The organism is Archangium minus, from assembly GCF_044360475.1.
In the GTDB taxonomy this organism is placed as follows: Bacteria; Myxococcota; Myxococcia; order Myxococcales; family Myxococcaceae; genus Archangium; species Archangium minus.
The window spans coordinates 5,829,312-5,854,124 of the sequence record NZ_CP043494.1 but is presented as its reverse complement, the minus strand read 5'-3'; the positions used below and the strand labels follow the sequence as shown (position 1 = coordinate 5,854,124).

General features: G+C 68.2%; 21 protein-coding genes. 9 read left to right on the top strand and 12 right to left on the bottom strand.

Going from position 1 to position 24,813, the window contains the following annotated elements:
* Positions 1–23: 23 nt before the first annotated feature.
* On the bottom strand, positions 24–596 hold the full coding sequence (locus tag F0U60_RS24015) for a hypothetical protein (protein ID WP_395823675.1): 573 nt from the start codon (positions 594–596) through the stop codon (positions 24–26).
* Positions 597–694: 98 nt separating this feature from the next.
* Between F0U60_RS24015 and F0U60_RS24010 the strand changes: the two genes are divergently transcribed.
* Positions 695–1,903, top strand: a complete 1,209-nt coding sequence (locus tag F0U60_RS24010) for an MFS transporter (protein WP_395823673.1) — start codon at positions 695–697, stop codon at positions 1,901–1,903.
* 71 nt (positions 1,904–1,974) lie between these two features.
* Here the strand turns inward: F0U60_RS24010 and F0U60_RS24005 are convergent, their stop codons facing one another.
* A complete protein-coding gene (locus F0U60_RS24005; protein ID WP_395823671.1) occupies positions 1,975–2,901 on the bottom strand; it encodes a VOC family protein in 927 nt (308 codons plus the stop codon).
* 139 nt (positions 2,902–3,040) lie between these two features.
* Here F0U60_RS24005 and F0U60_RS24000 point away from each other — a divergent pair, with 139 nt between their 5' ends.
* The 5 genes from F0U60_RS24000 to F0U60_RS23980 are packed head-to-tail and all read left to right on the top strand — an operon-like array spanning position 3,041 to position 8,270.
* On the top strand, positions 3,041–4,267 hold the full coding sequence (locus F0U60_RS24000; protein WP_395823669.1) for an MFS transporter: 1,227 nt from the start codon (positions 3,041–3,043) through the stop codon (positions 4,265–4,267).
* 25 nt (positions 4,268–4,292) lie between these two features.
* Positions 4,293–5,036 carry a class I SAM-dependent methyltransferase gene (locus F0U60_RS23995; protein WP_395823667.1) on the top strand — a complete coding sequence of 248 codons (744 nt, stop codon included), beginning with the start codon at positions 4,293–4,295 and terminating at the stop codon, positions 5,034–5,036.
* Between the two features lie 25 nt (positions 5,037–5,061).
* The gene (locus tag F0U60_RS23990; RefSeq protein WP_395823665.1) at positions 5,062–6,744 is read left to right on the top strand and encodes an MXAN_5453 family MXYO-CTERM-anchored protein; all 1,683 of its coding nucleotides are present in this window, start codon (positions 5,062–5,064) and stop codon (positions 6,742–6,744) included.
* A gap of 24 nt (positions 6,745–6,768) precedes the next feature.
* Positions 6,769–7,296: an RBBP9/YdeN family alpha/beta hydrolase gene (locus F0U60_RS23985; RefSeq protein WP_395823663.1), complete on the top strand. Its 528-nt coding sequence runs from the start codon at positions 6,769–6,771 to the stop codon at positions 7,294–7,296.
* 17 nt (positions 7,297–7,313) lie between these two features.
* A complete protein-coding gene (locus F0U60_RS23980; protein WP_395823661.1) occupies positions 7,314–8,270 on the top strand; it encodes a hypothetical protein in 957 nt (318 codons plus the stop codon).
* 4 nt (positions 8,271–8,274) lie between these two features.
* On the opposite strand, the gene F0U60_RS23975 is transcribed toward F0U60_RS23980, so the two are convergent.
* A complete protein-coding gene (locus F0U60_RS23975) occupies positions 8,275–8,877 on the bottom strand; it encodes an O-methyltransferase (RefSeq protein ID WP_395823659.1) in 603 nt (200 codons plus the stop codon).
* Positions 8,878–8,952: 75 nt separating this feature from the next.
* Here F0U60_RS23975 and F0U60_RS23970 point away from each other — a divergent pair, with 75 nt between their 5' ends.
* Positions 8,953–9,678, top strand: coding sequence for an ArsR/SmtB family transcription factor (locus F0U60_RS23970; RefSeq protein ID WP_395823657.1), 726 nt, complete (start codon positions 8,953–8,955; stop codon positions 9,676–9,678).
* On the opposite strand, the gene F0U60_RS23965 is transcribed toward F0U60_RS23970, so the two are convergent.
* The 7 genes from F0U60_RS23965 to F0U60_RS23935 form a co-directional block, all read right to left on the bottom strand.
* Positions 9,627–10,913 carry an amidohydrolase family protein gene (locus F0U60_RS23965; RefSeq protein ID WP_395823655.1) on the bottom strand — a complete coding sequence of 429 codons (1,287 nt, stop codon included), beginning with the start codon at positions 10,911–10,913 and terminating at the stop codon, positions 9,627–9,629. The two genes, F0U60_RS23970 and F0U60_RS23965, sit on opposite strands and share 52 nt — an antisense overlap.
* A 55-nt stretch (positions 10,914–10,968) precedes the next feature.
* On the bottom strand, positions 10,969–11,538 hold the full coding sequence (locus F0U60_RS23960) for an ExeA family protein (RefSeq protein ID WP_395823653.1): 570 nt from the start codon (positions 11,536–11,538) through the stop codon (positions 10,969–10,971).
* A gap of 129 nt (positions 11,539–11,667) precedes the next feature.
* Entirely contained in the window at positions 11,668–11,889 is a 222-nt protein-coding gene (locus F0U60_RS23955; RefSeq protein ID WP_395823651.1) for a hypothetical protein, read from the bottom strand.
* Positions 11,890–12,738: 849 nt separating this feature from the next.
* Positions 12,739–14,409, bottom strand: coding sequence for an IS66 family transposase (gene tnpC, locus F0U60_RS23950; RefSeq protein ID WP_395806806.1), 1,671 nt, complete (start codon positions 14,407–14,409; stop codon positions 12,739–12,741).
* A 36-nt stretch (positions 14,410–14,445) separates the two neighbouring features.
* Positions 14,446–14,817, bottom strand: coding sequence for an IS66 family insertion sequence element accessory protein TnpB (gene tnpB, locus F0U60_RS23945; RefSeq protein WP_395804316.1), 372 nt, complete (start codon positions 14,815–14,817; stop codon positions 14,446–14,448).
* Positions 14,811–15,188, bottom strand: coding sequence for an IS66 family insertion sequence element accessory protein TnpA (gene tnpA / locus F0U60_RS23940; RefSeq protein WP_395804338.1), 378 nt, complete (start codon positions 15,186–15,188; stop codon positions 14,811–14,813). Before tnpA ends, tnpB begins: the two co-directional genes overlap by 7 nt.
* A gap of 221 nt (positions 15,189–15,409) precedes the next feature.
* The gene (locus F0U60_RS23935) at positions 15,410–16,927 is read right to left on the bottom strand and encodes a serine/threonine protein kinase (protein ID WP_395823649.1); all 1,518 of its coding nucleotides are present in this window, start codon (positions 16,925–16,927) and stop codon (positions 15,410–15,412) included.
* Between the two features lie 343 nt (positions 16,928–17,270).
* Between F0U60_RS23935 and F0U60_RS23930 the strand changes: the two genes are divergently transcribed.
* A complete protein-coding gene (locus F0U60_RS23930) occupies positions 17,271–22,340 on the top strand; it encodes an Adventurous gliding motility protein K (RefSeq protein ID WP_395823647.1) in 5,070 nt (1,689 codons plus the stop codon).
* Positions 22,341–22,387: 47 nt separating this feature from the next.
* Here the strand turns inward: F0U60_RS23930 and F0U60_RS23925 are convergent, their stop codons facing one another.
* Positions 22,388–23,422 (bottom strand): DUF4157 domain-containing protein, encoded by a 1,035-nt coding sequence (locus tag F0U60_RS23925; protein WP_395823645.1) that lies wholly within the window; start codon positions 23,420–23,422, stop codon positions 22,388–22,390.
* 55 nt (positions 23,423–23,477) lie between these two features.
* Here F0U60_RS23925 and F0U60_RS23920 point away from each other — a divergent pair, with 55 nt between their 5' ends.
* Complete coding sequence (locus tag F0U60_RS23920) at positions 23,478–24,032, top strand: hypothetical protein (RefSeq protein WP_395823643.1); 555 nt, start codon at positions 23,478–23,480, stop codon at positions 24,030–24,032.
* Here F0U60_RS23920 and F0U60_RS23915 read toward each other — a convergent pair.
* Positions 23,986–24,789, bottom strand: a complete 804-nt coding sequence (locus F0U60_RS23915) for a hypothetical protein (RefSeq protein ID WP_395823641.1) — start codon at positions 24,787–24,789, stop codon at positions 23,986–23,988. The two genes, F0U60_RS23920 and F0U60_RS23915, sit on opposite strands and share 47 nt — an antisense overlap.
* Positions 24,790–24,813: the final 24 nt, after the last annotated feature.

The following is a 24,813-nucleotide window of genomic DNA, read 5'->3' as shown; positions in this document are numbered from 1 at the left end:
GCCGCTCAGGCAGTCCGAGCTGCTCAGTAGTCGCCCTTGCGAATCTGGAAGTGCATGGCCTTGAACTGCTTGAGCAGCTTCTCGCGCTCCTGAGAGAAGAGCTCGCGCGCCCGGGGCTTCTGCGTGTCCGTCAGCAGCTTCTCCGCCTGGACATAGGCCTCGGAGTCGTTGTCCTGCATCTGGCGCAGCGTGGACTCGATGCGCTCCAGCCGCTCGCGACGCTGGAGCCTCGCCTGCTCCTCCTCGGGAGGGGCGCTCGTCGAGCCGCCCTTCCCCCCGTGGAGGTCATGCTGCCCGCCGCCCATATAGCCCCCGTGCCAGGGACGGTTGCCTTTCTTCTGCTGGGCCTGCAGCGCCTCGAGCTCGTGCTGGAGCACGATGTTCTTCTCGTGGAGGGTGAAGTCCATCTTCTCGAAGCGGTCCACCTGCTCGGGGGTGAGGGCCAGCTCGGCACGGTTCTCGAGCAGCACTGCCAGCGAGGACTTGAAGGCCAGGCCCGGGGCCGCATCCCCGCGCTGGGACGCGGAGGACCCAGCACAGGCGGCCAGCGCGAGGCACATGCACAGCAGAAACATCTTCCGGATCATGAGTGTCATCGTGCCACCAAACCCGGGGGCAGCTCACGTCAGTCCACTCCGCTGCTCGGCGTCCGAACACCACGCCCCTCCCCCTTCACTCCGAGTATAGAGGCCACATGGGTTCCAACATCTGGAAGCTCCAAGCCATCCGGATGCTGTTCTGGATGCAGTTCTTCTCCGCGGTGCTCGTCCCGTTCTACACGGACTGGGGAGGCATCTCTCTGGCCCAGGTGCTGTTCCTCAACGCCTGGTTCTTCCTCTGCAACTTCCTCTTCGAGGTCCCCACCGGAACCGTGGCGGACTTCCTGGGCCGCAAGGTGTCGCTGGCCCTCGGCAGCCTGGTGGGCGTCGGTGCGGCCCTCCTCTACGTGTCCAAGCCGTCCTTCCCGGTGTTCATGGCCGCGGAGGCCATCTTCGCCATCGCTTACACGCTCCACTCCGGAGCCGACGAGGCGCTCGCCTATGACAGCCTCAAGGCGGAGGGGCAGACCGAGCGGGCCGCGCACGTCCTCGGCCGCATGGAGTCCTTCAAGCTCGGCGGCATCATCACCGCGACCATCACCGGTGGCTTCATCGCGAGCGCCTACGGCCTGAGCGCCCCCATGCGGGCCTACGTGTTCCCCTCCGCCCTCGCATTCCTGCTCTCCCTCACCCTGCGCGAGCCCCCGGATACGGGCCGGGAGCGGAAGACGCGGACCTCCTACGCGCGCATCCTCACCGAGGGCGGGCGGTACTTCCTCGGCCACAAGGTGGTCCGGCTGCTCGCCTTCGAGCTCGCCGTGACCAACGCGCTCGCCTGGGGGCTCATCTGGCTGTTCCAGCCGTTGCTCGAACGCGGCGGGCTGCCCCTGCGGTTCTACGGGGTGATTCATGCCCTGTCGTGCGTCGGGCAGATCGTCTTCCTCGGCAACGTCGCGCGGATTGAACGGTGGGTGGGCTCGATGCGGCGGCTCCTGCTCGCGGCCACCGTCGTCTCCGGCGTGAGCTTCCTCCTCCTCGCCACCACGCGGTGGCTGCCGCTCGTCATCGTGGGGATCATCGTGGGCTTTACCTTCAGCCTGCCGCGCATCCCCCTCTTCAGCGCCTATATCAACCACCACATTCCGTCCGAGCGACGGGCCACGGTGCTCTCCTTCGTCTCGATGGTGCGCACGCTGGCGATCGTGGTGATCAACCCGCTCATCGGGTTGCTTGCCGAGTGGTCGCTGTCCTGGACGATGGCCGTACTGGGGACGGGGCTCATCGCGCTCGCGGCGGGCTCTCGCATCGAGGAGCGGCACCTGGTCACCGAGATGGTGACACCCGAGCCTCCCGCCAAGGGTTGAAGTCCGTCACACAGGGAAGGAAATACCCTCACCCTCGCCCTCTCCCAGAGGGAGAGGGGACATCCACGGACTCACGCGATGAGCGAGATTCTCAGCCCGGAGCTCGCCGCGGGATCGATCGACAGCCGGCCCGTGGCCTGCGAGCCGAGGAGCTTGCGCTCGGCGAGGAACACCCGCGCTGTGTCCAACGATTGAACCCTTAGAACGAGCTCGTCCAAACGCTCCGCCTGCCCTGAGATCACCCGCAGAGCCGGCCCCCGCTCGAACTCGAAGCGCCCGGCCTCCGTGGGCGTGACAGGCGCGAGGATCGCGCTCCACGCGCGGAGCACCCGCCGGGGCTCCCGGGACATCATGACGACCTCGTCGACTCCGAGGATGCCCAGGGGACCGAGCGGACCCGGTGTCTCACCGAGGAGCCGCTCCATGCGCCGAAGGTGGCCCTCTTCGGGCGACATGTACTCCACCGCGGACAACATCCCCTTGGTGAACGTCCGGTTGAAGAACCTCCACGCCAGCGCGCCCCGGAGTTGTTGGGGCTTGCGCACGGTACGCGGCTTCCGGCGCGTCATCACCAGGAAGAGCTGGAGCCAGAGGCTCGAGCCCCCGAGATCATCGAAGTAGACGTTCTTCCAGAGCGTCCGCAGCGAGCCAGCCTCCACCTGCTCCTGCATGGGGATAGCCCCCCCGGCTCGGATACCGCGCGCCCGAAGCGCCTTCGGAACCTCGTCGATGGGGAGCGTCGGCTCCAGGGCCAGGCCGAACAGCCTGACCGGAGGCGTCCCCGGGCGCGGCGGGCCCATCTGGAGGAACTCGAGGGGAACATTGCCGAGCGCCACTCCCGCGCTCGTGAACGACCCATTCCGGGACATCCACGGAGAGGGCAGACCCAGCGTCCGGGTAAAGAAGTCGAAGACCTTGTCCAGGTGTCCGGGCGCGACACGCACGGTGAGGTGCTCGCAGCACCGGAATAGCGCAGCAGCGGATTCCGAACCCGTCATAGATGAATCCCCACCCTATCTGGTCGAGATTTCGGGTCGAGCGCCCAACACACTTGCGCTACAGACTGAACAAATCGACCCCACCCGCGCCAGCACCGTGGCGGGTAACTATACAGAGTGGAGCATGGTGGCCCGCACCTTGAACCCCCCAGAAGCCTCCCCGCGCCTCCTCGGCCGGGTTGAGGCGCTCGTCTTCGTCACGGTGTTCCTCGACCTGGTGGGCTTCGGCATCGTCATCCCGCTCCTGCCCTTCTACGTCCAGTCCATGGGCGGCTCGGCGCGTACCGTGGGTGTACTCCTCGGCTGCTTCTCGTTCACCCAGCTCCTCGCGACCCCCGTCCTCGGGAGGTTCTCGGACCGGTACGGCCGTCGGCCCATCATCCTGTTCAGCCTCGCGGCCAACGCGGTCGCCATGGGCCTCTTCGCCCTGGCCAGCTACCAGCGCCTGCTGCCGCTCCTCTTCGTCTCGCGCATCCTCGCGGGCGCCACCGCGGGCAACCTCGCGGCGTGCCAGGCCTCCCTCGCCGACATCTCCACGTCCGAAACCCGTGCGCGAGCCATGGGCCGGGTGGGAGCCGGCATCGGATTGGGGCTTGTCATGGGGCCCATGATTGGGGGGATGTTCTCGCAGTGGGGCGCATGGCTCCCTCCGCTCGCGGCGGGAGCGCTCGCGCTCCTGGGGTCGATCGGGGTGCTGCTGGCCATGCCTGAGACGCACCCTCTCTCGGCCCGCTCCACCGCGAAGCCCCGGTCCCGGCTGAGCGTGCTCCGGGAGTCGCCTCGGCCGCGTGCGCTGAAGCTCGTGCTGCTGCTCTACTTCCTCGTCTTCCTCGCCATGACGACGCTCCAGGTGGCCCTCGCCCTGCTCGCGCAGGCCCGCTTCGGCTGGAAAGCGAAGGAGGTGGGCTACGTCTTCGCCATGCAGGGCGGGCTGGGGCTCCTCATCCAGGGCGTGCTCATCGGCCCGCTGTCGAAAGCCGTGGGCGAGGTGCGCCTGTTGATTCTCGGCACGCTGCTGCTCTCTGCCGGCATGCTGGGCGTGAGCCTCGCGGAGCACCCCGTCGCCCTCGTCGGGGCCCTGGCCGTGCTCGGCACAGGGCTCGGCTTCACCCAGCCCCTCCTCTCCAGCCTCGCCTCCCAGGCGGCCAACCCCTCCCTGCAGGGACTGACCCTCGGGCTTGCACAGTCCTCGGGCGGGCTCGCGCGTACCGTAGGACCCGTGGCCAGCGGTGCGCTCTATTCATCCCTGGGCACCAGCGCGCCCTTCGCCGCGGGAGCGCTCGTGGCGCTCATCGCCGCGGCGCTCGGTGCGCTGTTGAAACACGAGGGCCTCGGAAAGCAGCGCCCCCCACCCGGGGCAGGATGAGGCAAGCTTGGGGGACGGAGAGCAGATGGACGAGAAGGACTGGTCACTTCCCGAAGGCAAGACAAAGCGCGTCGACACCTCGATGGGTTTCGATGCGTCGCCCTGGGAAATGATCGTCATCCGGATGACCGTGCTGCTCATCAGCTTCGTCACCCGGGCACTGGACGTGCTGCTGCTGCTGTTTCGCCCGAGGCTGCTCGGGCCCTACCTGCGCGTGTGGCTGGCAGAGTTCCTCCGCTCGCCCTATCGCCTGGGGGCCAGCTTCGAGGTGGTGCGGGTGCTGAAGGCCAGCGGACAGGACATGCGCGAGCTGGTGTACGGCGAGACGCCGGTGGCCACCGCTGTGTGGATCTTCCACCGGGCGGGGCTCAGACGCGGCGGGCGGCTGGTGGATGTCGTGGCCGGCCGAGGGCGTGCGCTGCTCGGCGCGAGGTGGCTGGGAGCCGAGGCGCGCGGGGTGGACCTGCTGGAGCGGCACGTGGCCAGCGTGTCCGGCGCCATGCGGAAGGCCGGCATTTCCCTGCAGGTGGGGGACGCCACGCAGCAGGACCTCGGCGATGCCACCCACGTCTACCTGGCCTGGACGTGCCTCAGCCCCGACACGAAGGCCCGCGTCATCGAGCGTCTGCGCACCTGCGCGCCTGGCACGCGCATCCTCACGGTGACGCGGCCCCTGGAAGCGCCCGGCTTCATCACGGTCTCACGCCATTGGGTGCTCTTCACCTGGGGCTTTGAGCGCGTCTGGATCCACGAGTACCGCCCCGGTTAGCGCCAGACGTGGTACCCACTTCTCCATGAGAGAAGACACGTGGAAGAAGCGACGGAGTCGGGTCGGACTCCATGGGGTGGGGGTGGTGCTGGGGAGTCTCCTGCTCGCGGGGTCCGCCCAGGCCGAGCTGCCGGACTACACGCTGCAACTCCAGGCGCGGACCAACATGCTGGGAAACAGGAGCGGCGCCTACAACATGGCGCCGGGCAACCTCCTCGCGGGAAGCCTGCAGATTCCCATCACGTCCGAGCGGAAGGTGGCCTTCCGGCTGGCGATCACTCCCGAAGAACGCTCCAGCGTCTGGTGGGGCGGAGATGGCCAGGGCAAGCCCCTCTACCAACTCCCCGATCTCGGCACCGACGTGCTCTCGGGAGACCCAAGCATCAACACGGCGGGAGAGCTCGCCTTCAGCGTCACGGGTACGAGTGATGCCGCCAAAAGCGGCATCTACCTGTTGAACGTGTCGGCACCGGACGAGGTCCGCATCATTCGCGAGCCCCTGGGCGCCACCAGTTGGTCGAGCGTGACGATCAACGAGGCAGGGCAGATCGGTTTCCGGGCCATGTTCGGCGGCCTGGGCCGCATCCATGCCCTGGTGTCGCCCGAGAATGGTGAGTTCAAGGCGACCATCGTGGCCAAGGAGCAGGCCGTTGATGGCAAGAGCCCCTACAAGTTCCTCTACTCTCCCAACCTCAACGATCGCGGCCAGATCGTCGGAGTGGCGGATCTCACCACGAGCTCTTCGGAGTACGCCCAGGAGCTGCGAATCTGGAATGCGGACGGGAGCTCGCAGCTCGTTGCGGCGTCACACGGGTTGGAACCGGCCTCTCCCATCTACCAATTCGCGCCGGTGGCACCAGCCCTCAACAACAAGGGGCAGGTGGCCTTTCTGGGAAGAGCGACGCCGAAGGATCCCACCACGGGGAAGAACCCCGTCACGCTCTGGCTATGGGACGGCACTGGCTTGAAGGTCCTCGCACAGGAGGGACAGGAGCGCATCCAGACGATGGAGTACTTTCCCCCGGACCTCAATGACAGGGGCCTGGCCGTCTTCCGGGCCATCGACAGCGACGGCCTGCGTGCGGTGTGGGTGAGCGATGGCGCGTCGATGAAGCGCGTCGTGACCGAGCATGACATCGTCCCCTCCGATCTCGGCGAGGCGCGCGTGGATCAGGAGACGCCCTCCAACCCCGTGTTCGCCGGGTCGGGACAGATCAACGAGCGCGGAGATGTCTCCTTCGCCGCCGGTCTGGCACCACCGGATAACGACCAGGAGGAATGGGGGACCGCGGTGTACGTCGCGCTGTCCTCACTGGCCCCTGACCTGCCCGACGCGGGCACGGGTGAACCCGATGCAGGCACAGGAGAACCGGACGCCGGCCCGGGTGAGCCCGATGCCGGCCCAGGTGAGCCTGACGCGGGTCCGGGTTCGCCCGACGCTGGCTCAGGAGAGCCTGATGCAGGCCCTGGAGAGCCTGATGCAGGCCCTGGAGAGCCTGATGCGGGTCCGGGTTCGCCCGATGCAGGACCCGTTGAGCCGGACGCTGGCACGGGTGCGCCCGACGCGGGCTCTCAGGGACCTCAAGTCCCGGCTCCGGACACCGGCTGTGGTTGTCAGTCGACGTCACCCGTGGCGCTCTGGCCGTGGCTCCTCCTCGGCTTGCTGGTCTCCAGGAAGAACAGGTCCTCCGCCAGACTGAAGGGGTAGCACGACCCGGGCTATCATCGGCCCATGTCCGTGCCCCTGCTCATCATTCCTGGCTACAGCAACTCCGGCCCGCAGCACTGGCAGAGCCACTGGGAGCGACTCCTTCCGGGAGCGCTCCGGGTTCAGCAACGTGACTGGGAATACCCCACAGTCGAGGAGTGGGTGGCCGCGCTCGATGCGGCGATCGCCACCTGCGCCACGCCTCCCGTGCTGGTCGCCCACTCGCTCGGGGGGAGCACCGTGGCGCACTGGGCGGCTCGCTTCCGCCGGCCCGTCCAGGGCGCGCTTCTGGTGGCGCCTCCGGATCTCGACAACCCCGCCCTTCCCGAGGCCTGCCGCACCTTCGCCCCCGTACCGCGCCAACCTCTGCCCTTCCGCTCCATCCTCGTCGCATCGAGGGACGATCCCTTCGCCTCCTTCGAGCGCTCTGAGCAAATGGCTCGCGACTGGGGCAGCCAGCTGGTGGACGTGGGCCAGGCAGGGCACATCAACTCCGCCTCCGGTCTGGGTGAGTGGCCTCGCGGGCAGGCGCTGCTCCGCGAGTTCCTATGAGCCAGGGAAGAGAATCCATGACCGTCCCTTCATTCACATTCACCCTTCATGGCGACTTCTCCGAATTTCTCGGCGACCTGCAGATCATCGTTGCCTCCATCGGACCCGATGGCTCCGCCAATCTTCTGGCGACGGACGTCAACGAAGCGAGAGTCCCCTTCGTCCGCGACGTGAACCCGAGTGGCTCCTCCTTCCCCCGAACGAGAGCGGAGCGGCCCTACAAGGCCGTGGCTTTCAAATACGACGGCCTCTCCGTTCATCGGACCGAGTTGCCAGCTGTGCCCTTTGCCTTCCCCTTCATCCAGATACTCGGCACGGGCCACGTCCTCGTCGCCGGGTCTCGCTGCCTCTACTCCAAGGGACGTGCCGAGCTCAACGCCGCGCTGTACACACCCGAAGGCGAGCTGACCCATCAGATGACGTTGGGCGATGGCATCCAGGACATCCAGGCTTCGCCCCATGGGGAAATCTGGGTCTCCTATTTCGACGAAGGCGTCTTCGGGAACTTCGGATGGAGCAACCCCCTCGGTGCGCCGGGCCTCGTCTGCTTCGGACAGCAGGGACAGGTCCTCTGGAACTTCACGGCTCCCGCGGGCATGGACTCCATGGCGGATTGCTATGCCTTGAATGTCTCCGAGGACGCGACCTGGCTCTGTTACTACACCGACTTCCCAGTGGTTCGCATCGCACAGGATCGCTCGACTCGAGGCTGGACGAACAAGATCTCGGGAGCCAGTGCACTGGCGGTCTCCCGCAGCCATGTGCTCCTCTGGGGTGGCTATCAGGAAAAGCGAAGCCGCTGCGTCATCCAACGTCTCGGCCCCGAGTCACTCACGAAGGCTCGGGAAATCTCCCTGCTGCTCCCCAACGGTGAGCCGCTCTCGACCGGCACCATCGTCGGCCGAGGCTCCGTCCTCCATGCCATCGTCGGCACCCACTGGTATCAGCTCGACGTGAACGAGATTCCCTGGTGATCGCTCAGGTCGTGGCCTTGAGCACCAGGAGCTCGCCCTTGCCCACGGGGACCAGGACGTGCGTTGCGCCTGGCTGCTGGCGGATCCGTTCGACCAGCGGCTCCATCTCCGCCTCATGACTGATGGCGTTGTCCACCACGAGTAGCCCGTTGGCTCGCAACCCGCGCCACAGGTCGGGCCACCACGTCGCGTACGGCTTGCGGTCAGCGTCGAGGAAGATGAGATCCCAGCGCTCGGCGGCACCGCGAGCCAGCAGGTCGCCCGCGTCACCCGTGAGCAGCTCCACTGTGTCCTCCAAGCCGGCCCGGCGGAGGTTGTGGACCGCGAGCTGCGTCTTCCGGGCCTCCACGTCGATCGTCGTGACCCGGCCGCCCACCGCCGCGGCCGCCGACGCGAGCCACACCGTGGAGTAGCCATTCGAGGTACCGATCTCCAGGATGTTTCGGGCGGCCATCGAGCGCACGAGCACCGCGAGGAACGCGCCCGTGTCAGGCGTGATGTTGAGCATCCTCGATGCGCGATCCGTGGTGGTCGCGTCGTTGTGCTCACCGAAAGTTTCGAGCTCTTCCAGCAGTTCGCGCAGGCCTGGGGGATACGAGATGGACATGGCCGAGACATAGCCCACACCTGGCTCACAATGCTTCGGTGCTCATCGAAATGACGCACCAGCTATATTCGCCGCATGTCGATCGATCCGAACCCCGCCTTTCCCGCCGCACGCCATGAGGTGGCGAGGATCGGCGCCCTGCTGGGTGACTCGAGCCGGGCCGCCATGCTGCTCGCGCTTCTCGATGGCGATCCCCGCTCGGCAGGAGCGCTCGCCCGGGCTGCTCGGATCACCCCCCAGACCGCCAGCACCCACCTGGCGAAGCTTGTCGAGGGCGGCCTGCTGACCGTGAAACAGGAAGGGCGCGACCGCCTCTTCCGCCTCGCCAGTGGCCGCGTGGCCGATACGCTCGTTGCCGTTGCGAGCCTCTCCCCCACTCCCGCCGTCACTCGTCAGCGGCTGGCCCTGGAGCCGGTACGCAGGGCCTTCCGTCGCGCGAGGCTCTGTCATCACCACCTCGCTGGAGAGGTCGGAGTCGCCGTCACCGAGGCGTTGCTCCAACGCGGATTCCTCCGACGGCGTCAGCGAGGATTCGCCCTCACGAGCGCCGGTCAGGCCTGGATGGAGACCTTGGGCATCGCGGTGCACGAGGCCCGCCCGAACGCGAGCGACTTCGCAACTGCGTGCCCGGATTGGACCGAGGAGCGTTCACACCTGGGGGGTTGTGTCGGGGAGGCCTTGACCTCGCGTCTGCTGGAGCTGGGCTGGTTCAAGAAGATACCCCGAGGGCGGACGCTGCGTCTGACGGCTCACGGGGCGGTCGGCCTAGCCAAGGAGCTCGGTATTGGAGACGACCGGTAGACGAGCTTCCCCTGTCTCAACACCAGGCGCACCTTGGCGAGCGCCTCGATGTCTCGGGATGGGTCTCCGTCGATGACCACCACATCCGCATCAAGCCCCGGCGCGAGCCGGCCCGTCCTCGAGTCCTGACCGAACTGCGTCGCGGGGTTCGTGGTCAGGCTCGCCAGGATGTCGCGCAGGTCGAGCCCCGCCTCCCGCAGCAGGGTGTACTCTCGTCGTGGATCGTCGTCGGTCATGTAGCCCACGTCCGTGCCAAAGAGGATGCGGCCTCCGAGCCGGGCGTGGTGGCGGACCTGCTCGGCTCCCGCCTGGGTGAAGCGCTCGAGCACGGCGGGCTCCTCGTTGGCTCGCTTCAGCTCCCACTCGAACAGGGAGAGCGTCGGCACGAGCGCCACCTTCCGGCGCACCATGGCCTCGTGGAGGGAGTCCGGCAGCGGGCCGGCCATCGGCGCCGTATGCACCACCACGTCCACGCCTCCTTCCACAGCCGCGCTCAGCCCCGCCACGTTCGTCGGGTGCGCGAAGACGGGCTTGCCGTGCGCATGCGCTTCCTCGGTCACCGCTTGGACGATGGCGAGCGGCATCACCGGATAGGGTTTATGGGCCGTGAGGGAGGCGGTGAAGAGCTTGATGGCATCCGTGCCGCCCGCGAGCTGCTCCTTCACGATCGCCTTGGCCTGCTCCGGCGTCCGGAGCTCCGGCAGCTTCACCGGAACGTACCAAGGTGTGCCATCCACGGGGGCCAGCGGGGCACCCGCGGTGATGATGCTGGGACCGGCCAGCTCGCCAGCCTCGATGCGCCGCCGCAGCGCCAGCGTGGCCTCCGGGAACGAGCCGGTATCCACGACATGGACGAAACCGTGGCGCAGCAGCATGTTCCGCAGGTGCTGCTCGAGCACGGGCGCGGGTTGGGTCGCCGACTCCTGCCCCCATGGTTCGGTGAAGTGGACATGGCTGTTCCAGAACCCGGCCAGCAGCGTCTGCCCCGAGGTGTCGAGGACGGTCGCCCCCGCTGGAATCTCCACCTCCGACCGGGGCCCCACCGCGGAGATCCGCCCCGCGGAGATCAGCACGACCCCCTCCGGGATGGGAGTTGCCTCCGGGGACGGGTAGACCGTGCCTCCAACGAGCGCCAGGGTGGGCACTTCTGGGTCCGCGATCCGCTCGGAGCTAGCGGGCGTCCTGCACCCTACGAGACCCACCGCTCCAGCGACGAACAACACCTTCCAATCCATGCGCTCCTACCTTCCGAGGTTAATGATCCCTCCTCCCTACGTTCTCGGGGGCAGGTCATTTCCTGGCAGGAACGAGCGAGGGGCTCGACGACCATCCGCCACTCCCTATGAGAGCTTGTTCGCGATGAGTTCCCTGGCTGGCCTCGTGCAGCAAGGCGACGGCGTCGAGCGGGAAGAGCTCGCGGTCGCAGCCAGCGAGTTGGAGGCGGTAGCGCAGGTAGTCGGCGGAGTCGTCGGCGCTCACCGGCTCCAAGTGCACGCGGGTGTGAAGCCGGGAGAGCAGAGACTTGTGCGTGCGCAGGGAGAGCCGATCCTCGAGCTCGGGCAGGCCGACGAAGACGAGGCTGAGCAGGGCACGGCTGTCCCACTCGTAGTTGAGCAATATGTGCAGATGCGCCAGCACGTCGGAGTGCAGCAGGTGGGCCTCGTCCAGGAGGAAGACGGGATGGACGCGGGCGCTGGCGAGCTCCTGCACCTGGCCGGTGACGGAGTAGAAGACGGCGGCGGCGGTGGCCTTGGGCGACAGGCCCAGCGCCAGGCACAGCTGACGGTAGAAGTCGCGCCGGCCCAGGGTGGCGTTGTGGCAGTAGGTGAGGCGGAAACAGGTGCGCCAGAAGCGCTCCATCTTTCCCCGGGCCTCTGGGTCATAGGGGCGGGCGTGGACGAGGGCGGAGCCCAGGCGGGCGCAGGCGGTGGCCAGGGCCTTGCCCGAGTAGGTGGAGCCGTTGTCGAGGTAGAGGGAGTCGGGGCGCCCTCAGCGGCGCAGGGCGGCGAGGAAGAGCGAGAGCATGTCCTCCTCGCGCTCGCTGCAACGCGCCTCCAGGGCCACCACGTAGCGGCTCTTGTCGTCCAGCAGGGCGTGGATGCGCAGCGGCCGTCCATCGGCCAGCGCCAGCCCGTGGCACACGTCCCCGTGCCAGAGAGCCCCGAGGTGCGAGGCCTCCCAGCGCAGCCGCGCCGTCTCACCCGGGCCCACTTCTCTCTCATCCAGCGTGCTCGGTAACAACCATGGGGCTGGGCGGACATTTACGTTGAACAAAGCGGCGCAGGGGTATTTCATCGCCCCGGGCGCAGGTCCGAGTCTCCACGTCAGCCCTGCCGCAAGCGCCGCGCCCCGCAGCATTCCCATCCCTCCTGCATCCGCCCTCATGAACCAGTCATTTTCTCCTGTGTTTCTGGCGCTTCTGGTGTCCCTTATCCCTGCCGCAGCATTTGCGCACAGTACTCTCCGTTATCCCCCGCCATTCGATGGCACGACTACTCATATGAATAAACAGGGGCTATGCCACGGCAAACTGGCTGCCGCTGGGCAGGCGACGCAAGTAGGACGTCAGTTGACGCTCAAGTTCTTTGCCGTCAACCACCACACAGGCCCGTGCACGGTTGAATTGCGAGATCCTAAAGACGTTAAAAGGGTCACCCATAGAATCGCGCAGAAGAAAGACTGTGTGTCGTTCGGGAAAAATACGAAAAGAAAGAACGTTGAGTTCGAATGGACGATTAGAGTGCCGTCGTCCGTAAAGCCGGGGAGGTGGGTACTGCGGTGGTCTACGGTGTCCACGAATACACCGAAACCCCAACATTTCGAGAGTTGCGCCCACATCGAAATCAAAGATCCGTCGGCCGACGCGAACCCGCCCGTCAAGCCGACCGCCGAGGACAAGCCGGCATACTCCATGACGACCTCCCAGTCTGGCGCCGAGAGGCCTCACGTCAGGTAGCACTCCGTCACGACGTATCCACTCGGCAGAGCGGTGCAGGGGGGCGGCGCAGATGTGATAACGGGTGCGCCGCCCGCCGGTCTGCCGACGGGGATGGGCGGTGCTCAGGTCGCGGCAGAAGAGGTGGAGGGCGTCTGCGAGGCAGCCGCGCGCGCGGCCTTCCACATGGGCGGCAGCAGTTCCTCGAGACGGCGCTGCGGCCAGCCCTGGGCGAGCTTCTCCAGCACGTCAGCCAGGTACGCCCACGGCTCCACCCCGGCCAGCACGCACGTGGCCACCAGCGTGTACACGCACGCGGCGCGCTCGGCTCCCGCGTCGCTGCCGGCGAAAAGGTAGTTCTTCCTGCCGACGGCAATCTCCCGCAGCCGCAGCTCCGAGGCGTTGTTGTGCAGCGGCAGGCGCGCGTCCTCCATGAAGCGCGTCAGCGACTTCCACTGGTTGATGGCGTAGCGGCACGCCCGTGCCAGCGGACTCTTCGGCGGCTCCCGGTTGTAGACTTCGGCCATCCAGCGCCCCAGTTGCTCCGTGACAGCGCGTGAGAGCGTGTCACGCCTGCGCAGCCGCTCGGTCTCCTCCACCTGCTGCTCGTCGGCTTCGCGCTCCACCTCGAAGAGCCGGCCGATGAGAGAGAGCGGCAGCGCCGCTCGTGTGTCACCGGCGTCCAAGGCCTCGACGAAGTAGCGACGGGCATGGCTCCAGCACCCCACCTCCACCGCGGTGGCGCCCTGGCGGGTAAACAGCTTGTCGTAGCCCTTGTACCCGTCCACCAGCAGCCAGCCCTCACGCTTGTCCAGGAAGGACAGGGGCCCTTCTTCCTTCCAGTCCGGCGTGTAGACGAAGGCCGCCCAGGTGGTGTCCCCCAAGTACACCCACATGTGCCCGCGCTTGAGTCCGTTGGGGTGCTCTCTGTCGAGCACCTTCAGGTGCGTATCGTCGCTCTGCAGCACGTGCGAGGCCAGCGCCCGTTGGGCCACCTCCCGGGCCAGCGGCTGGAGGGTGTCGGCGCCCGCGGCCACCCAGTCCGAGAGCGTCGAGGTACGCAGCTGCACGCCATGGCGCGCGTAGATGCCGCTCAGCCGGTGCAGCGGCAGGTGGTCCTTGAATTTGGAGACGAGGACGTGGGCCACCAGGCCCGGTCCGGGCAATCCCCCCTCAATCACCCTGTCGGCGGGAGGCGCCACCACCAGCCCGTCACCACACGGCCGGCAGGCGTACTTGGGCCGTACCTCCTCAATCACCTTGAAGTGGCCAGGCACCCACTCCAATGTCTCACTCTTCTCCTGGCCACAGCACGTCTTGTCCCGCCCGCATGCCTCGCACCGCAGCGCCTCGGGCGGGGGCTGGTGGACGCGCTGCTCGCGCGGCAGGCTGGAGGGCAGCGGGCGGCGCCCGTGCCCCTTGCGCTCCTTCTTTCGCGATTCCTTGTGGGGTGGCTTGGAGGGCGGCGTGGAGCCCGCCGCGACGCCTGCGTCCCCGGCCTGGGGCGGCGCCGCCTCTTGGGCCCCGGCGTTCTGCTGGCCCAGTTGCTCCAGGAACAGCGACAGTTGCTCGGCGGAGAGCTTCTCGCTTTGGCGGCCAAACCGCTGGCGCAGCGCCTTGCGCAGCCGCAACTCCAACTCGGTGTTCTTCTCCACCAATTGCGAGAGCAGGCCCACCACCAGCTCAATCACCTGCTCGTCCTGGCCCTCGGCCAGCAGCGTGCGCAGCAGCGCCGCCACGCCGTGTACGTCCGTCGTCTTCTTGCCGGGAGCCGCGCCGCTCATGTCCCGGGACATGAGCCATGACCCGGACCCAGGACGCAAGAGGTATTCTCAAGCAACCGACTTCTCAGGTGGGGGCTGCCAGCGAGGCCGGCGGACACTGGCCTTCAAATCAATCCCCTCCAGCAGCAGGGTGAGCTCCACCGCTTCCAGGATGACGGCGCCCGTGTCCTCCGGTAGCGGGCGCGGCAGGCGGAAGCTGCCCTTCTCCAGGCGCTTGGAGAAGAGGCAGAAGCCACCGGAGTGCCACCACAACACCTTCACCATGTCGCGCGTGCGGTTGAAGAAGACGAAGAGGTGTCCACTCAGCGGGTCCTCTCGCAGGACCTGTCGTGCCAGCAAGGACAGCCCGTCGAAGGACTTGCGCATGTCCACCGGCTGGCTCGCCAGGTGGATGCGCACCGAGGAGGGTAGTGTCAGCATGCTTCCTCCAGCGCCCTCACCAGCCGCGCCAGCGCGTGCGCGTCGAAGCCCGGCTCCACTCGGATGCGCCGGCCCCTGGCCAGTAGCACCTCCATGCTGGCTGTGCCCGGTGCCCCACGTGCTTCTGGCGAGGGCGGCGCCGTGACGTGCACCGGGACGAACGAGAGCGCCGGGCCCGCCTCCCCGGCCCGCCGCTTCTTCCACCACCTCAGCCGCTGTGGCGTAAGCCCATGGCGGCGGGCGAACTCCGCCACCGACAGCCCGCTCGCCTCGTAGGCCTCCAGCACCGCCTGCGCTTCGGCCTCCGTCCAGTAGTTGCTTGCCGCCGCCCTCGCCAGCGTTGCGTCCACTCTTTCCGTGTTGCGTCCCATGTCTACACCTCCTGGAACGCGACGCTGAACGGCTCCTCCCTCACGCGGAAGGTGTGGTCCACCGAGCGCTTACGTCACGACGGGGCAGGGCAGCTCTTACGGAACTTCTTGATGCAGCAGGAGCGCCAGCTTGGACAGGGTGTGACAGGCGTTCCGGGGCGACGAACACGGAGGCGATTACCCTCACCCCCCGCCCTCTCCCAGAGGGAGAGGGTGTGTGTTTAGCGCAGTCCCGCTTCTTCACCCACGGCCGCCACTCGGGGCGGCATCGTGCTCACGTCTAGCTCGGCAGCGATTGCCTCCAGGGCCGCGGGCGCAAGTCGCGGATCCTGCCGCAGGCGAATGAGCACGCGTGCCGATTCCCCTTGTCCCGGCTCGGGACTCTGAACCTGCGCAACGAACGCCGCCGCGCTCAACAGCGCCCTCGCGGCTCGTCCCGCAGGTGGGCCCGCATCCGGTCCCGAGAGCAACACGGCCGAGAGGAGCTCGCTCAGTTCCGGAGCCCCTCCCACCAGTGTCCTCACGCCCGTAAGCGTGGGCAGAACGAAGCGCCGGGGCTCCTCCAACCTCGCGGCGAGCACGAGCGTTCGGGCCGCCAGGACCGCCAGCGACTCTTCGTCCTCCCCTCCTCCCAGCCGCGCCACACAGCCGCGAGTGAGCCGCACCAGCAGAGGGGCTAACTCCGCGCTGCCTCCGATCAGCCCCAGGGCCTCATCGAGTAGCCGCGTTTGCAAGTCCTCAGGTCGCGTCTGGCGAGGGGGGGTGGGTCGCTCCTCCTCCCTCTTTGGCATCCCCTCGAGCGCCTCATCCGGAGGTGGCGGCGGTTCCACCGGGTACAGCACCGGTGGGAGCTCCCCCTGGACGCGCTTCCCGGACGTCAGCGGGACGATGTCGATCAAGGCCTCGCTCCGCGCGCCCATCCAATCATCAATGGACGAGCGGCGCGCGGGGAAGACCCGGGCGAAGAGGTGAGCGATGTCGAAATGATCCACGCTGAGCTCTCGCTCCACCAGGAAGCCACGCAACGTGTCCGCGAACGCACGCGCCGAGGGGAACCGGGCCTCGGGTACCGCAGCGATGGCCTGGAGCAGCACAGACCAGAGCGAGGGCGGGCACCCTGGCACCGGTTCGAGCTCGCGCTCGTCGAAGTCACCAATGTGATGGATGGCTCGCGGATGCGCGCTATCGAAGAAGAGCGGCCGTCCCGCGAGCAGCTCGTAGAGGATCAACCCGAGGCGGAAGACATCGCCGCGCGGATCCGCGGGGCGGCCCCAGACTTGCTCAGGCGTGAGGTAGGGCGGCTCGCTCCGAGAGGCCCCGCCCGTGTCGATGAGCTTCACCTCGCCGTCGCTGGAGATCCACACGTGGGCGGGATGGAGACCCCGGTGACTGGCACGGGCTTGATGGAGGTTGGCAAGGCCATCGGCCACCTGCTGGACAATGAAACACACCTCGCGCAGGCCTATCGTCAGCCCGCGCTCCCGCGCCACCTCAAGCAGGGTGCTCAGCGCCTCTCCCTCCATGAACTCCAGCACCCGACAGGGCCGCTCTCCGCTCACCCCCGCATCGAGCACCCGCAGCACATTCATGTGCGGATGCATGCTGGACGTCCGAGCCGTGCCCAGGAAGAGCTCCACGAAGGGGGCATCCCCCGACAGTCCGGGCTGAAGGCGCTCGATGAACACGAGGGGCTCCAGGATTCCCTCCCCCACCGTGCTCGCCAAGAACAGCTCGGCCACCGCTCCCGCTGCCAGTCTCCGGATGACTCGGTACGTCCCCACAAATGCCCCCCGGCTTTCGTGCCCACCTGCCCCTTCCAGTTCTCCCCGGAACCGGGCAGCCCGGGCCTCGCCTGAAAGCTAGGAAGCCCCGCCGCACTGGCACCCTGCCCCTGAGTGCGGATTGCTCGCCCTTCAGCGAACAGCAAACACCCGAAGGCGGCCCTCGCCCACCCGGCAAGCGGCCATACCCAGAGCAAAATGCCAAGAAAGTCGGGAAGTTGAGCGACCTCCGAGCACATGGTACGACCCTCGGCGGCCTGCCTTTCATGGCCTCGATTCCCGTCACGGAGCCGGCTTTCCCATGAGTGAGCGCAACGATCTGCCGAGGATGCCGTCCTCGTCCTCTCCCGGTGTCCCCGTGGCCGCCGTCACGCTGGGAAGTGCCCCCACCCGCCCGGTCGCCACCGAGGCCCTCGCCAACACCCTCCCCTCCATGCCCCCTGCCTCCAGCCCCGAGCAGGAGGCCCGCGAGCGCATCACCTCCCTGGAGCGTGAGGCCCGTGCCCTCGGCGCCGATCCCCAGGCCGCCCTGCTCTTCCACGAGATGGGCCGCCTCTGGGAGGACCCCCTCAAGAACCCGCGCAACGCCGCCATGGCCTACAACCAGGCCTACCGGCTCGCGCCTCGGTTCCTCGCCAACATCCGCGCCGCACGCCGCCTCTTCGCCGATGTGGGCAACTGGCAGATGGCCGTTCAGCTCCTCGAGGCCGAGCTGAACGCCACCGAGCTCCCCGCCGGCCGCGCAGCCCTCTTCTTTGAAAAGGGCACCCTGCTCGAGGAGCGCCTGTCGCGCGAGGAGGATGCCACCATCGCCTTCCGCCAGTGTCTGGAGCTCAGGCCCCAGGACGTGGCGCTCCTGTCCCAGCTCGAGACGCTCTTCGCCGCGCGCAACGACTACGCCTCGCTCGTGGAGGTGTACCGTCTGCTGGCCACCTCGCTCGAGACGCCCGCACTGCGCGCCCACTACCTCACCGCCGCGGGCCTGGTGCTCGACGAGCGCCTCAAGCGTCCCGAGCAGGCCGCCGCCTGCTTCCGCGAGGCCTTCACGCTGGACCGCGAGGATCTGCTCCTGCTCAACGCCCTCAAGCGCGTGGCCCTGCGCGAGGGCCGCGCCGAGGAGCTGCTCGAGGTCCTCACCGCCGAGGCCGAGGTGCTCGGGCCCCAGGGCGCTCCTGCCTGGCTCCAGCTGAGCAAGATGTACGAGCGACTCGGGCGCAAGGAAGAGGCGCTGGCCGCCCTGCTCGACGCCCGCCGTGTGAGCCCCCAGGAGCCGCTCATCCTCTCCGCGCTCGCCAACATCTACGAGACCCGCCAGCGCTTCGAGGAGCTCGCGGACGTGCTGCTCGCCTGGGTGGGCAGCATCAATGACGAGAGCGAGTTGGTGGCCATCAACCTGCGCCTGGCCGCCCTCTACGAGGAGGATCTCAAGCGCGACGCGGACGCCATCGCCCGCTACCAGGCCATCATCGCCCGCATCCCCGGCCACGCCGCCGCGCTCGCCGGGCTGGGCAAGCTCTACTACCGCACCCAGAACTGGGAAGGCCTCGTCTCCGTCTTCGATGCGGAGAGCGCCGCCGCGCAGGATCCGAAGGAGAAGGCCGCGCGCTTGTTCAAGGCGGCCGAGGTGCTGGAGGAGCGGCTCGGACGGCAGGAGGAGGCCATCCAGCGCTACAACAGCTGCCTCCAGCTCCAGCCGGGCTACCTCCCCGCGCAGAAGGCCCTCACGCGCCTCTACGAGCGCCAGAGCCGCTTCGCCGAGCTCGTGGCCATGTACGAGCAGGATCTGCTGCAGACGCAGGATCGCGATCAGATCATCACCACGCTCAACAAGGTGGCCCTCATCTACGAGGAGCGCCTGAGCGACCTGGACCACGCCATCGAGAGCCTGCGGCGCATCCTCGACCTGGCGTCGGACCACCTGCCCACCATCCGCAACCTGTCGCGCCTGCTGGAGCGCGCCGGGCGCTTCCAGGAGCTCATCAGCAACCAGGAGCTGGAGGCCTCGCTGGTGGGTGACACCAAGCAGGTGCTCTCGCTCTACCACCGCAACGCGGAGCTCCTGGACGAGCACCTCAAGGACCGCACGGGCGCCATCGCCGCCTACGAGCGCGTGCTCACGCTCACGCCGTCGTACCTGCCCGCGCTCAAGGCCCTGGGTCGGCTGTACGCGCAGGAAAGCAGGTGGGAGCAGCTCATCCGCATGTACCGGGCCGAGGCGGAGTTCTCCCCCACCCCCGAGGCCGCCGCGGCGCTCATCTACAAGATTGGCGAGCTGTGCGAGCACCGGCTCAAGGACGAGCACCAGGCCGTGGCCTCCTTCCAGGAGGTGCTGACGCTGGCGCCGAGCCACTTCCCGGCGCTGCGCGCGCTGGCGCGGCTGTACAAGGCACAGGGTGCGTGGGAGAGCCTCATCGAGGTGTTGCGCGCCGAGGCCGCCAACCGGACGGACCCCGTCGAGCGGGCCAACGCCATCTACCAGGCGGCCACCATCTGGGAGGATCAGCTCAAGCGGCCGGACATGGCCATCGAGGTCTTCCAGGAGGTGCTCCTGCTGGCGCCGGGCCACACCGCCACGCTGCGCGCCCTGGAGCGCTTGTACCTGGCCGACGAGGACGTGAAGTCGCTGGTGGCCCTGCTGGACCGCGAGACGCAGATGGCCCAGACGGCGGGCGCCAAGGTGGCCGCGTACATGAAGCTGGCGCGGCTGTACCTGGACCACTTCCAGGAGCCCGCGCGCGCGGCGCAGTGCTGCGAGGCCGTGCTCGCGCTGGAGCCCCAGCACCTCTCCGCCCTCAAGACGCTGGAGCGCATCCGCGCGGCTGATCGGGCCCGCCGCGGAGAGCTGCGCCTGCGCCTGGCCGAGCTGGTGAAGGACGGACGCCTGGGCACCGCGCTGCGGGTGAACGCCGCCACCGACCTGGACAAGGGCGTCGACGTGGAGGCCCTGCGGCGCGCCGTGGCGGAGAACCCGCGCGACGTGCGGCTCACCTTCGCTCTTGAGCGCGCCCTGCGCCAGACGGGCGATGCGGCGGCCCTGTCCGACCTCTACATGCGCCGCCTCCAGGTGGTGACGGAGGAGCTGGAGCGCGTGGAGCTGATGCTGCGCTGCGCGGAGCTGGACGAGTCGCGCTTGAACAACCCCCTCCGCGCCGAGCAGGCCTACCGCGCGGTGCTGCAGCTCCAGCCCCAGTGCCTGCCCGCGGTGCAGGGCCTGCGCCGCGTGCTGATCCGCCGCGGAGACGCTGCCTCCGCCCGCGTGCTGCTGGAGAGCGAGGCCCGCCTCAGCAAGGATCCTCGCAGCGCGATTGAGGCCTTCGTCGCCGCGGCTCGACTCGCCGCGGGTCCGCTGCGGGACACGGATGGCGCCATCGGCTTGTACCGCCAGGCGCTGGAGCGCGATCCGCTGGACGCGATGGCGACCGCGGGCCTGGAGGATCTGCTGGCCACGCGCGGAGGCGCGGCGGACCTGGCGGCGCTGCAGGAGCGGCGTGGCGAGGCGCGACAGGCCCAGGGTGACACGGCCTCGGCCGCGGCGGCCTTCTTCGATGCGGCGAAGACGCAGATCTCCGCGCTGGCCAACCGTCCCAAGGCCCTGGAGTTGCTGGAGCGCACCCTGACCCTCCAGCCCACGCACGCGGAGGCGCTGGAGCTGCGCGCCCACCTCCTGATCGAGGAACACCGCTACGCGGAGGCCGCCTCGCTGCTGACCCAGCGCATCCAGCTCGGAGGCGAGCCTGCCCACCTGGCGCAGCTGCACCTCACGCTGGGCGCGCTGTACCAGGATCACCTGGCCGAGCCGAGCCGCGCCGCGGTTCACCTGCGCGCCGCACGCGAGGGCATGCCGCACAACATCGAGGTGCTGGAGCGCCTGGCCGCCCTCTTCCAGGAGGTGCACAACTGGACGGGTGCGGTGGAGTGCCTGCAACGCCTGCTCGAGCTGGAGCTTCCGTTGGCCGATCGCGCGCGCCACACCGTCTCCCTGGCGCAGCTCTACGAGCAGGGGCTCAACGACGGCGCCTCCGCCTCCGCGCTGTACCGCCAGGCGCTGGAGCTCACCCCGGGCGACACCTCGCTGGTGGACCGGCTGGTGACCCTCTACGAGCGCGCCGGCAACCTGCCCGAGCTGTCGCGGATGTTGGAGGCCCAGGCCGCCCAGGCCCAGACCACCGGCGACACGAAGCGCGCGGCCTTGCTGCGGCTGAAGGTCGCGGACCTGTGCGCTGGCCCCCTGGAGGAGCCCGCCCGGGCGGTGACGCTGTACCGGCAGATCGTCGACGGGGACGCGACCCACATCCCGGCGCGTGCGGCCCTGGCGAACCTGTACATGCGCGACGCGGCGGCGTCCCAGCTCGCCATCGAGGAGCACCGGCAGCTCCTGCGGCTGGAGCCCACGCGCGTGGAGAGCCTGCACTCGCTCTTCCGGCTGTGGGAGGGCCTCAAGCAGAACGACAAGGCCTTCTGCGCCGCGGCGGTGCTGCACTTCCTGCGCTCGGCGAACGACGTGGAGACGGCCTTCTACACGGAGATGCGCACGCGGCTGCCCATGGAGACGCAGGAGCGGCTGAGCGTGGCGGACGTGGACGCGGGGCTCATGCACCCCACGTCACGCGGGCCCCTCGTCGAGGTGCTGCGCGCCGTGGGCGACCAGCTCAGCAAGCTGCACCCGCCGCAGCTCGAGGTGCTCGGGGTGGATCGCAAGGACAAGCTCAAGCCGGATCACGCGGTGTTCAAGGCCGTCCGCGCCGTGGCCCAGGTGTTCGGCGTGGAGGAGTTCGAGGTGTACCTGGCACGCCGGGGGCTCATCGGTCTGGAGACCACCGAGCCGCTGTCCGTATGCGTGGGCCAGGACGTGGTGCGCCGCTTCAACGTCCGCGAGCAGAAGTTCCTCTTCGGCCGCGCGGTGCTGGGTCTGATGAACAAGACGGCGGTGCTCACCAAGCTGTCGCGAGGTGAGACGGCGGACCTGTTCGGCAACTCGGTGCGCATCTACGCCCCGCAGTTCACGGCGCTGGGCCGCAACAATGAGGAGCTGGTGAGGCAGTACCGCCGGGCCTATTCGCGCAAGGCGCTCAAGGCGCTGGAGCCGGCCGCGCTGGAGCTGGGTCCGCAGTCGAAGGTGGAGCTGGCGCCCGTGTTGGAGGGCCTCTCCTACTCGGCGGACCGCGCGGGCATGTTGATGTGCGGCGACGTCTCGGTGGGTCTCACCATGGTGCTGCGCGAGGACCCCAACTTCGCCACCGCCCGCGTGGATCAGGCCGAGCCCCTGCTCCAGGCCGTGCGCGAGCGCACAGACATTCAGCAGGTGCTCGCGTACATCCTCACCGACGACTTCCTGCGCCTGCGCCAGCGGCTCGGCCTGGCGATCGCGTGAAATGACTCGAGGTGATCAGCTCCGGAGGGAGTTCCCGTAGCCGGCATTCAGGGGGTGGCGCTGACCTCGGTCTTGTGTTTCGCCTCGTCGGGGTCGCAGCAGTTCCACGAGACGTTGACTTCGCGCGTCTTGGGCCCCTCGACCGGCGTGTTGTTCCACCAGGAGGGCTGGATGTCCGTCGAGGGGAGCCCTCCCGCCTCTGGAACCTTACCCACCCGCGGGAAGAGGCAACCCCACCCGGGCTCGCGCTCCGTCCAAGCCGTCATCAGGTCGCCGGTGGTGCCTGCCGTGAAGAATTTAATCGTGCCCACGGAGCGCAGCATGCCGGCGGTGTTCGGCATGGGGGTGAAGAGCGCGCTGGTGTCTGTCCTCCCCTCGCCGATTGTATCCACGCTCTTCCTGTACCCCTTCTTCACGAACCACGCCTCCCAGTAGGTTGGGAGCGGGGCCGGCGTGCCCTGCGCGGGGCATTCCCCTATCCACTCGTTTCTATCGACCTGCTGCACGATGTAGCCGTCATCCGGGGCCGCGTGGTCGAGGACGAACGCCCAACTTACGGAGTACTGCCCGCAGTCCCCCCACGATCGGCCCGCCTGCTTGATGGCCAGACACTGGACGTGCGGCCCCGCGCGCTCCTGCTGCACGACATGCGCCAACTCGTGCGCCAGCAGGCGGCGCCCCTCCAACGTCTCGGGCGCGTACTCGCCCGCGCCTACCATGACGTCTCGCCCCAACGTGAAGGCGCGGGCGCCAACTCCACGCGCAAGCCGCGCCGCCCTTGCGTCCGCGTGAATCCGCACGGCCGAGAAGTCGTGCCGGAACCTCGCCTCGAAGAAGGAGCGCGCCGCGTCGGGGAGGGGCGAGCCCCCTCCTTGCAGCGCACGCACCTCGGACTCGACGCGGCCGCCGACCTCACCCGTGTCCGAGTCTGCCGGGAGTATCTGAGTGGAGTTGAAGTCGTGGCCGGGACGGTGGGACGTGGCGGCGCCCGGGCGGTGGCCCGGCCGCAAGGCCGGCGCGTTCGACCTTGCGGAGTCGGAGGAGGGCTGCCGTCGATCCTCTCTCTGCACCAGGACTCTCACGCTCACCCTCCTACCCGCCGTCGCGTGGCGGCGGTAATTATATATCGGCATCGACGTGCACAAGCAGGACAGCCAGGTGTGCATTCTGGGTGAGGGTGGCGAAGTGGTGCTGGAGCAGCGGGTACGCACGCAACGGGAGCGGTTGGGGGAGCTACTGAGCAAGCGTTCGAGGGCCCGAGTCCTGCTGGAGGCCTCCACCGAGCTCGAGTGGGTGGCGCGGTGTCTGGAGGAGTTGGGCCACGAGGTGGTGGTGGCTGACCCCGACTTCGCCCCCATGTACGCCACGCGCAGCCGCCGGGTGGACGGACAAGAGGGACGCGCGCACCCTGGCGGAGGCGTGCAGGTTGGGGGCATACCGGCCCGCGCACCTCTGCCGGGCAGGTTGAAGGCGGAGGTGGCCCCGCTGCTGAGCCTCCTGCTGCAGCTCAACGAGCAGATTGCCTTCCTGGTGTCAAAGGATTCGAGTGACTCGGTGGCGTTGGCGTCCACGAGACAAAGCTGGAGGTGGTGGAAGTCAAGACGCGCTCCGAGGCGCTGGGAGCGATGTTCGACTGAGGGGGCGACTACTGCACCTCGAGCTCATGATCCCAGTTGGTCAACAGCCAGATGAGATCCCCCGGGCGTGCACCAGAAACCCGCTCGAAGAACCATGAGTCGAGTGTGGTGAGGCGCTCGCGCTGGAAGTCAGGCTCGGCCACTACGTTCCAGTGTTTCAACTTGCCGGCATGCGCGAGGGCTCGCGGCATTTCCCGGATGATAGCCTCGATGCAGTCCTCTCTAGTGGCCCGCTCCATGCGCTCCGCCGCCATTGCCAGACGCTCGCGCACGGAAGCGTCTCCCACCGGGCACCACGCATCCATAGCCCAGTCGTAGGAGGCCACCATCAGTTCCTCCAGCGTGTGCGCCGCCCTCGGTTTCTTGAAGAGATAGCGCGCGCACTGGAGCGGCTCCCAGAATCGCAGCACCGCCTGAAGGCGCTTCGCCGTTCGCTCCGCACTCACCGGGCCCATTTGGGCCAGAGCGAAGTAGAGCGCGCCCCAGGCCGTCTCCAGGAAGAAGGCCTCGTAGGCATCCCTCGTGGGTAACGTCTTCTGCCGATCCACGGCATCGAGCAAACCGTCCATGACATTTGACACCATGTACAGCCGCCAGGCCGGGCGCTCGTGCTGGAAGTCCACCACATCGTGCGCCACCAACACCTCGCCCGGGAGCACCTCCACCATCTTCCGTGGAACAGGGAAGGTGCCATCCTCCCGGTACTGCTCGCCACACCGCAGGCCCTCTCTCCTCGCCTTCTGCTGCGCCGAGCGGAAGGTACCATGCAGGAACGACGGCAGTTGCAGCGCAGCGATCTGTCCAGGCGTCATGGAGCGCGTCCTATCAAACCGGCT

What these genes read in the sequence shown, in the direction of transcription:
- F0U60_RS24015 (WP_395823675.1), bottom strand. Translation starts at nt 596, where the DNA reads ATGACACTCATGATCCGGAAGATGTTTCTGCTGTGCATGTGCCTCGCG.
- F0U60_RS24010 (WP_395823673.1), top strand. Translation starts at nt 695, where the DNA reads ATGGGTTCCAACATCTGGAAGCTCCAAGCCATCCGGATGCTGTTCTGG.
- F0U60_RS24005 (WP_395823671.1), bottom strand. Translation starts at nt 2,901, where the DNA reads ATGACGGGTTCGGAATCCGCTGCTGCGCTATTCCGGTGCTGCGAGCAC.
- F0U60_RS23995 (WP_395823667.1), top strand. Translation starts at nt 4,293, where the DNA reads ATGGACGAGAAGGACTGGTCACTTCCCGAAGGCAAGACAAAGCGCGTC.
- F0U60_RS23990 (WP_395823665.1), top strand. Translation starts at nt 5,062, where the DNA reads ATGAGAGAAGACACGTGGAAGAAGCGACGGAGTCGGGTCGGACTCCAT.
- F0U60_RS23985 (WP_395823663.1), top strand. Translation starts at nt 6,769, where the DNA reads ATGTCCGTGCCCCTGCTCATCATTCCTGGCTACAGCAACTCCGGCCCG.
- F0U60_RS23980 (WP_395823661.1), top strand. Translation starts at nt 7,314, where the DNA reads ATGACCGTCCCTTCATTCACATTCACCCTTCATGGCGACTTCTCCGAA.
- F0U60_RS23975 (WP_395823659.1), bottom strand. Translation starts at nt 8,877, where the DNA reads ATGTCCATCTCGTATCCCCCAGGCCTGCGCGAACTGCTGGAAGAGCTC.
- F0U60_RS23970 (WP_395823657.1), top strand. Translation starts at nt 8,953, where the DNA reads ATGTCGATCGATCCGAACCCCGCCTTTCCCGCCGCACGCCATGAGGTG.
- F0U60_RS23965 (WP_395823655.1), bottom strand. Translation starts at nt 10,913, where the DNA reads ATGGATTGGAAGGTGTTGTTCGTCGCTGGAGCGGTGGGTCTCGTAGGG.
- F0U60_RS23960 (WP_395823653.1), bottom strand. Translation starts at nt 11,538, where the DNA reads ATGGAGCGCTTCTGGCGCACCTGTTTCCGCCTCACCTACTGCCACAAC.
- tnpC (WP_395806806.1), bottom strand. Translation starts at nt 14,409, where the DNA reads ATGTCCCGGGACATGAGCGGCGCGGCTCCCGGCAAGAAGACGACGGAC.
- tnpB (WP_395804316.1), bottom strand. Translation starts at nt 14,817, where the DNA reads ATGCTGACACTACCCTCCTCGGTGCGCATCCACCTGGCGAGCCAGCCG.
- tnpA (WP_395804338.1), bottom strand. Translation starts at nt 15,188, where the DNA reads ATGGGACGCAACACGGAAAGAGTGGACGCAACGCTGGCGAGGGCGGCG.
- F0U60_RS23930 (WP_395823647.1), top strand. Translation starts at nt 17,271, where the DNA reads ATGAGTGAGCGCAACGATCTGCCGAGGATGCCGTCCTCGTCCTCTCCC.
- F0U60_RS23915 (WP_395823641.1), bottom strand. Translation starts at nt 24,789, where the DNA reads ATGACGCCTGGACAGATCGCTGCGCTGCAACTGCCGTCGTTCCTGCAT.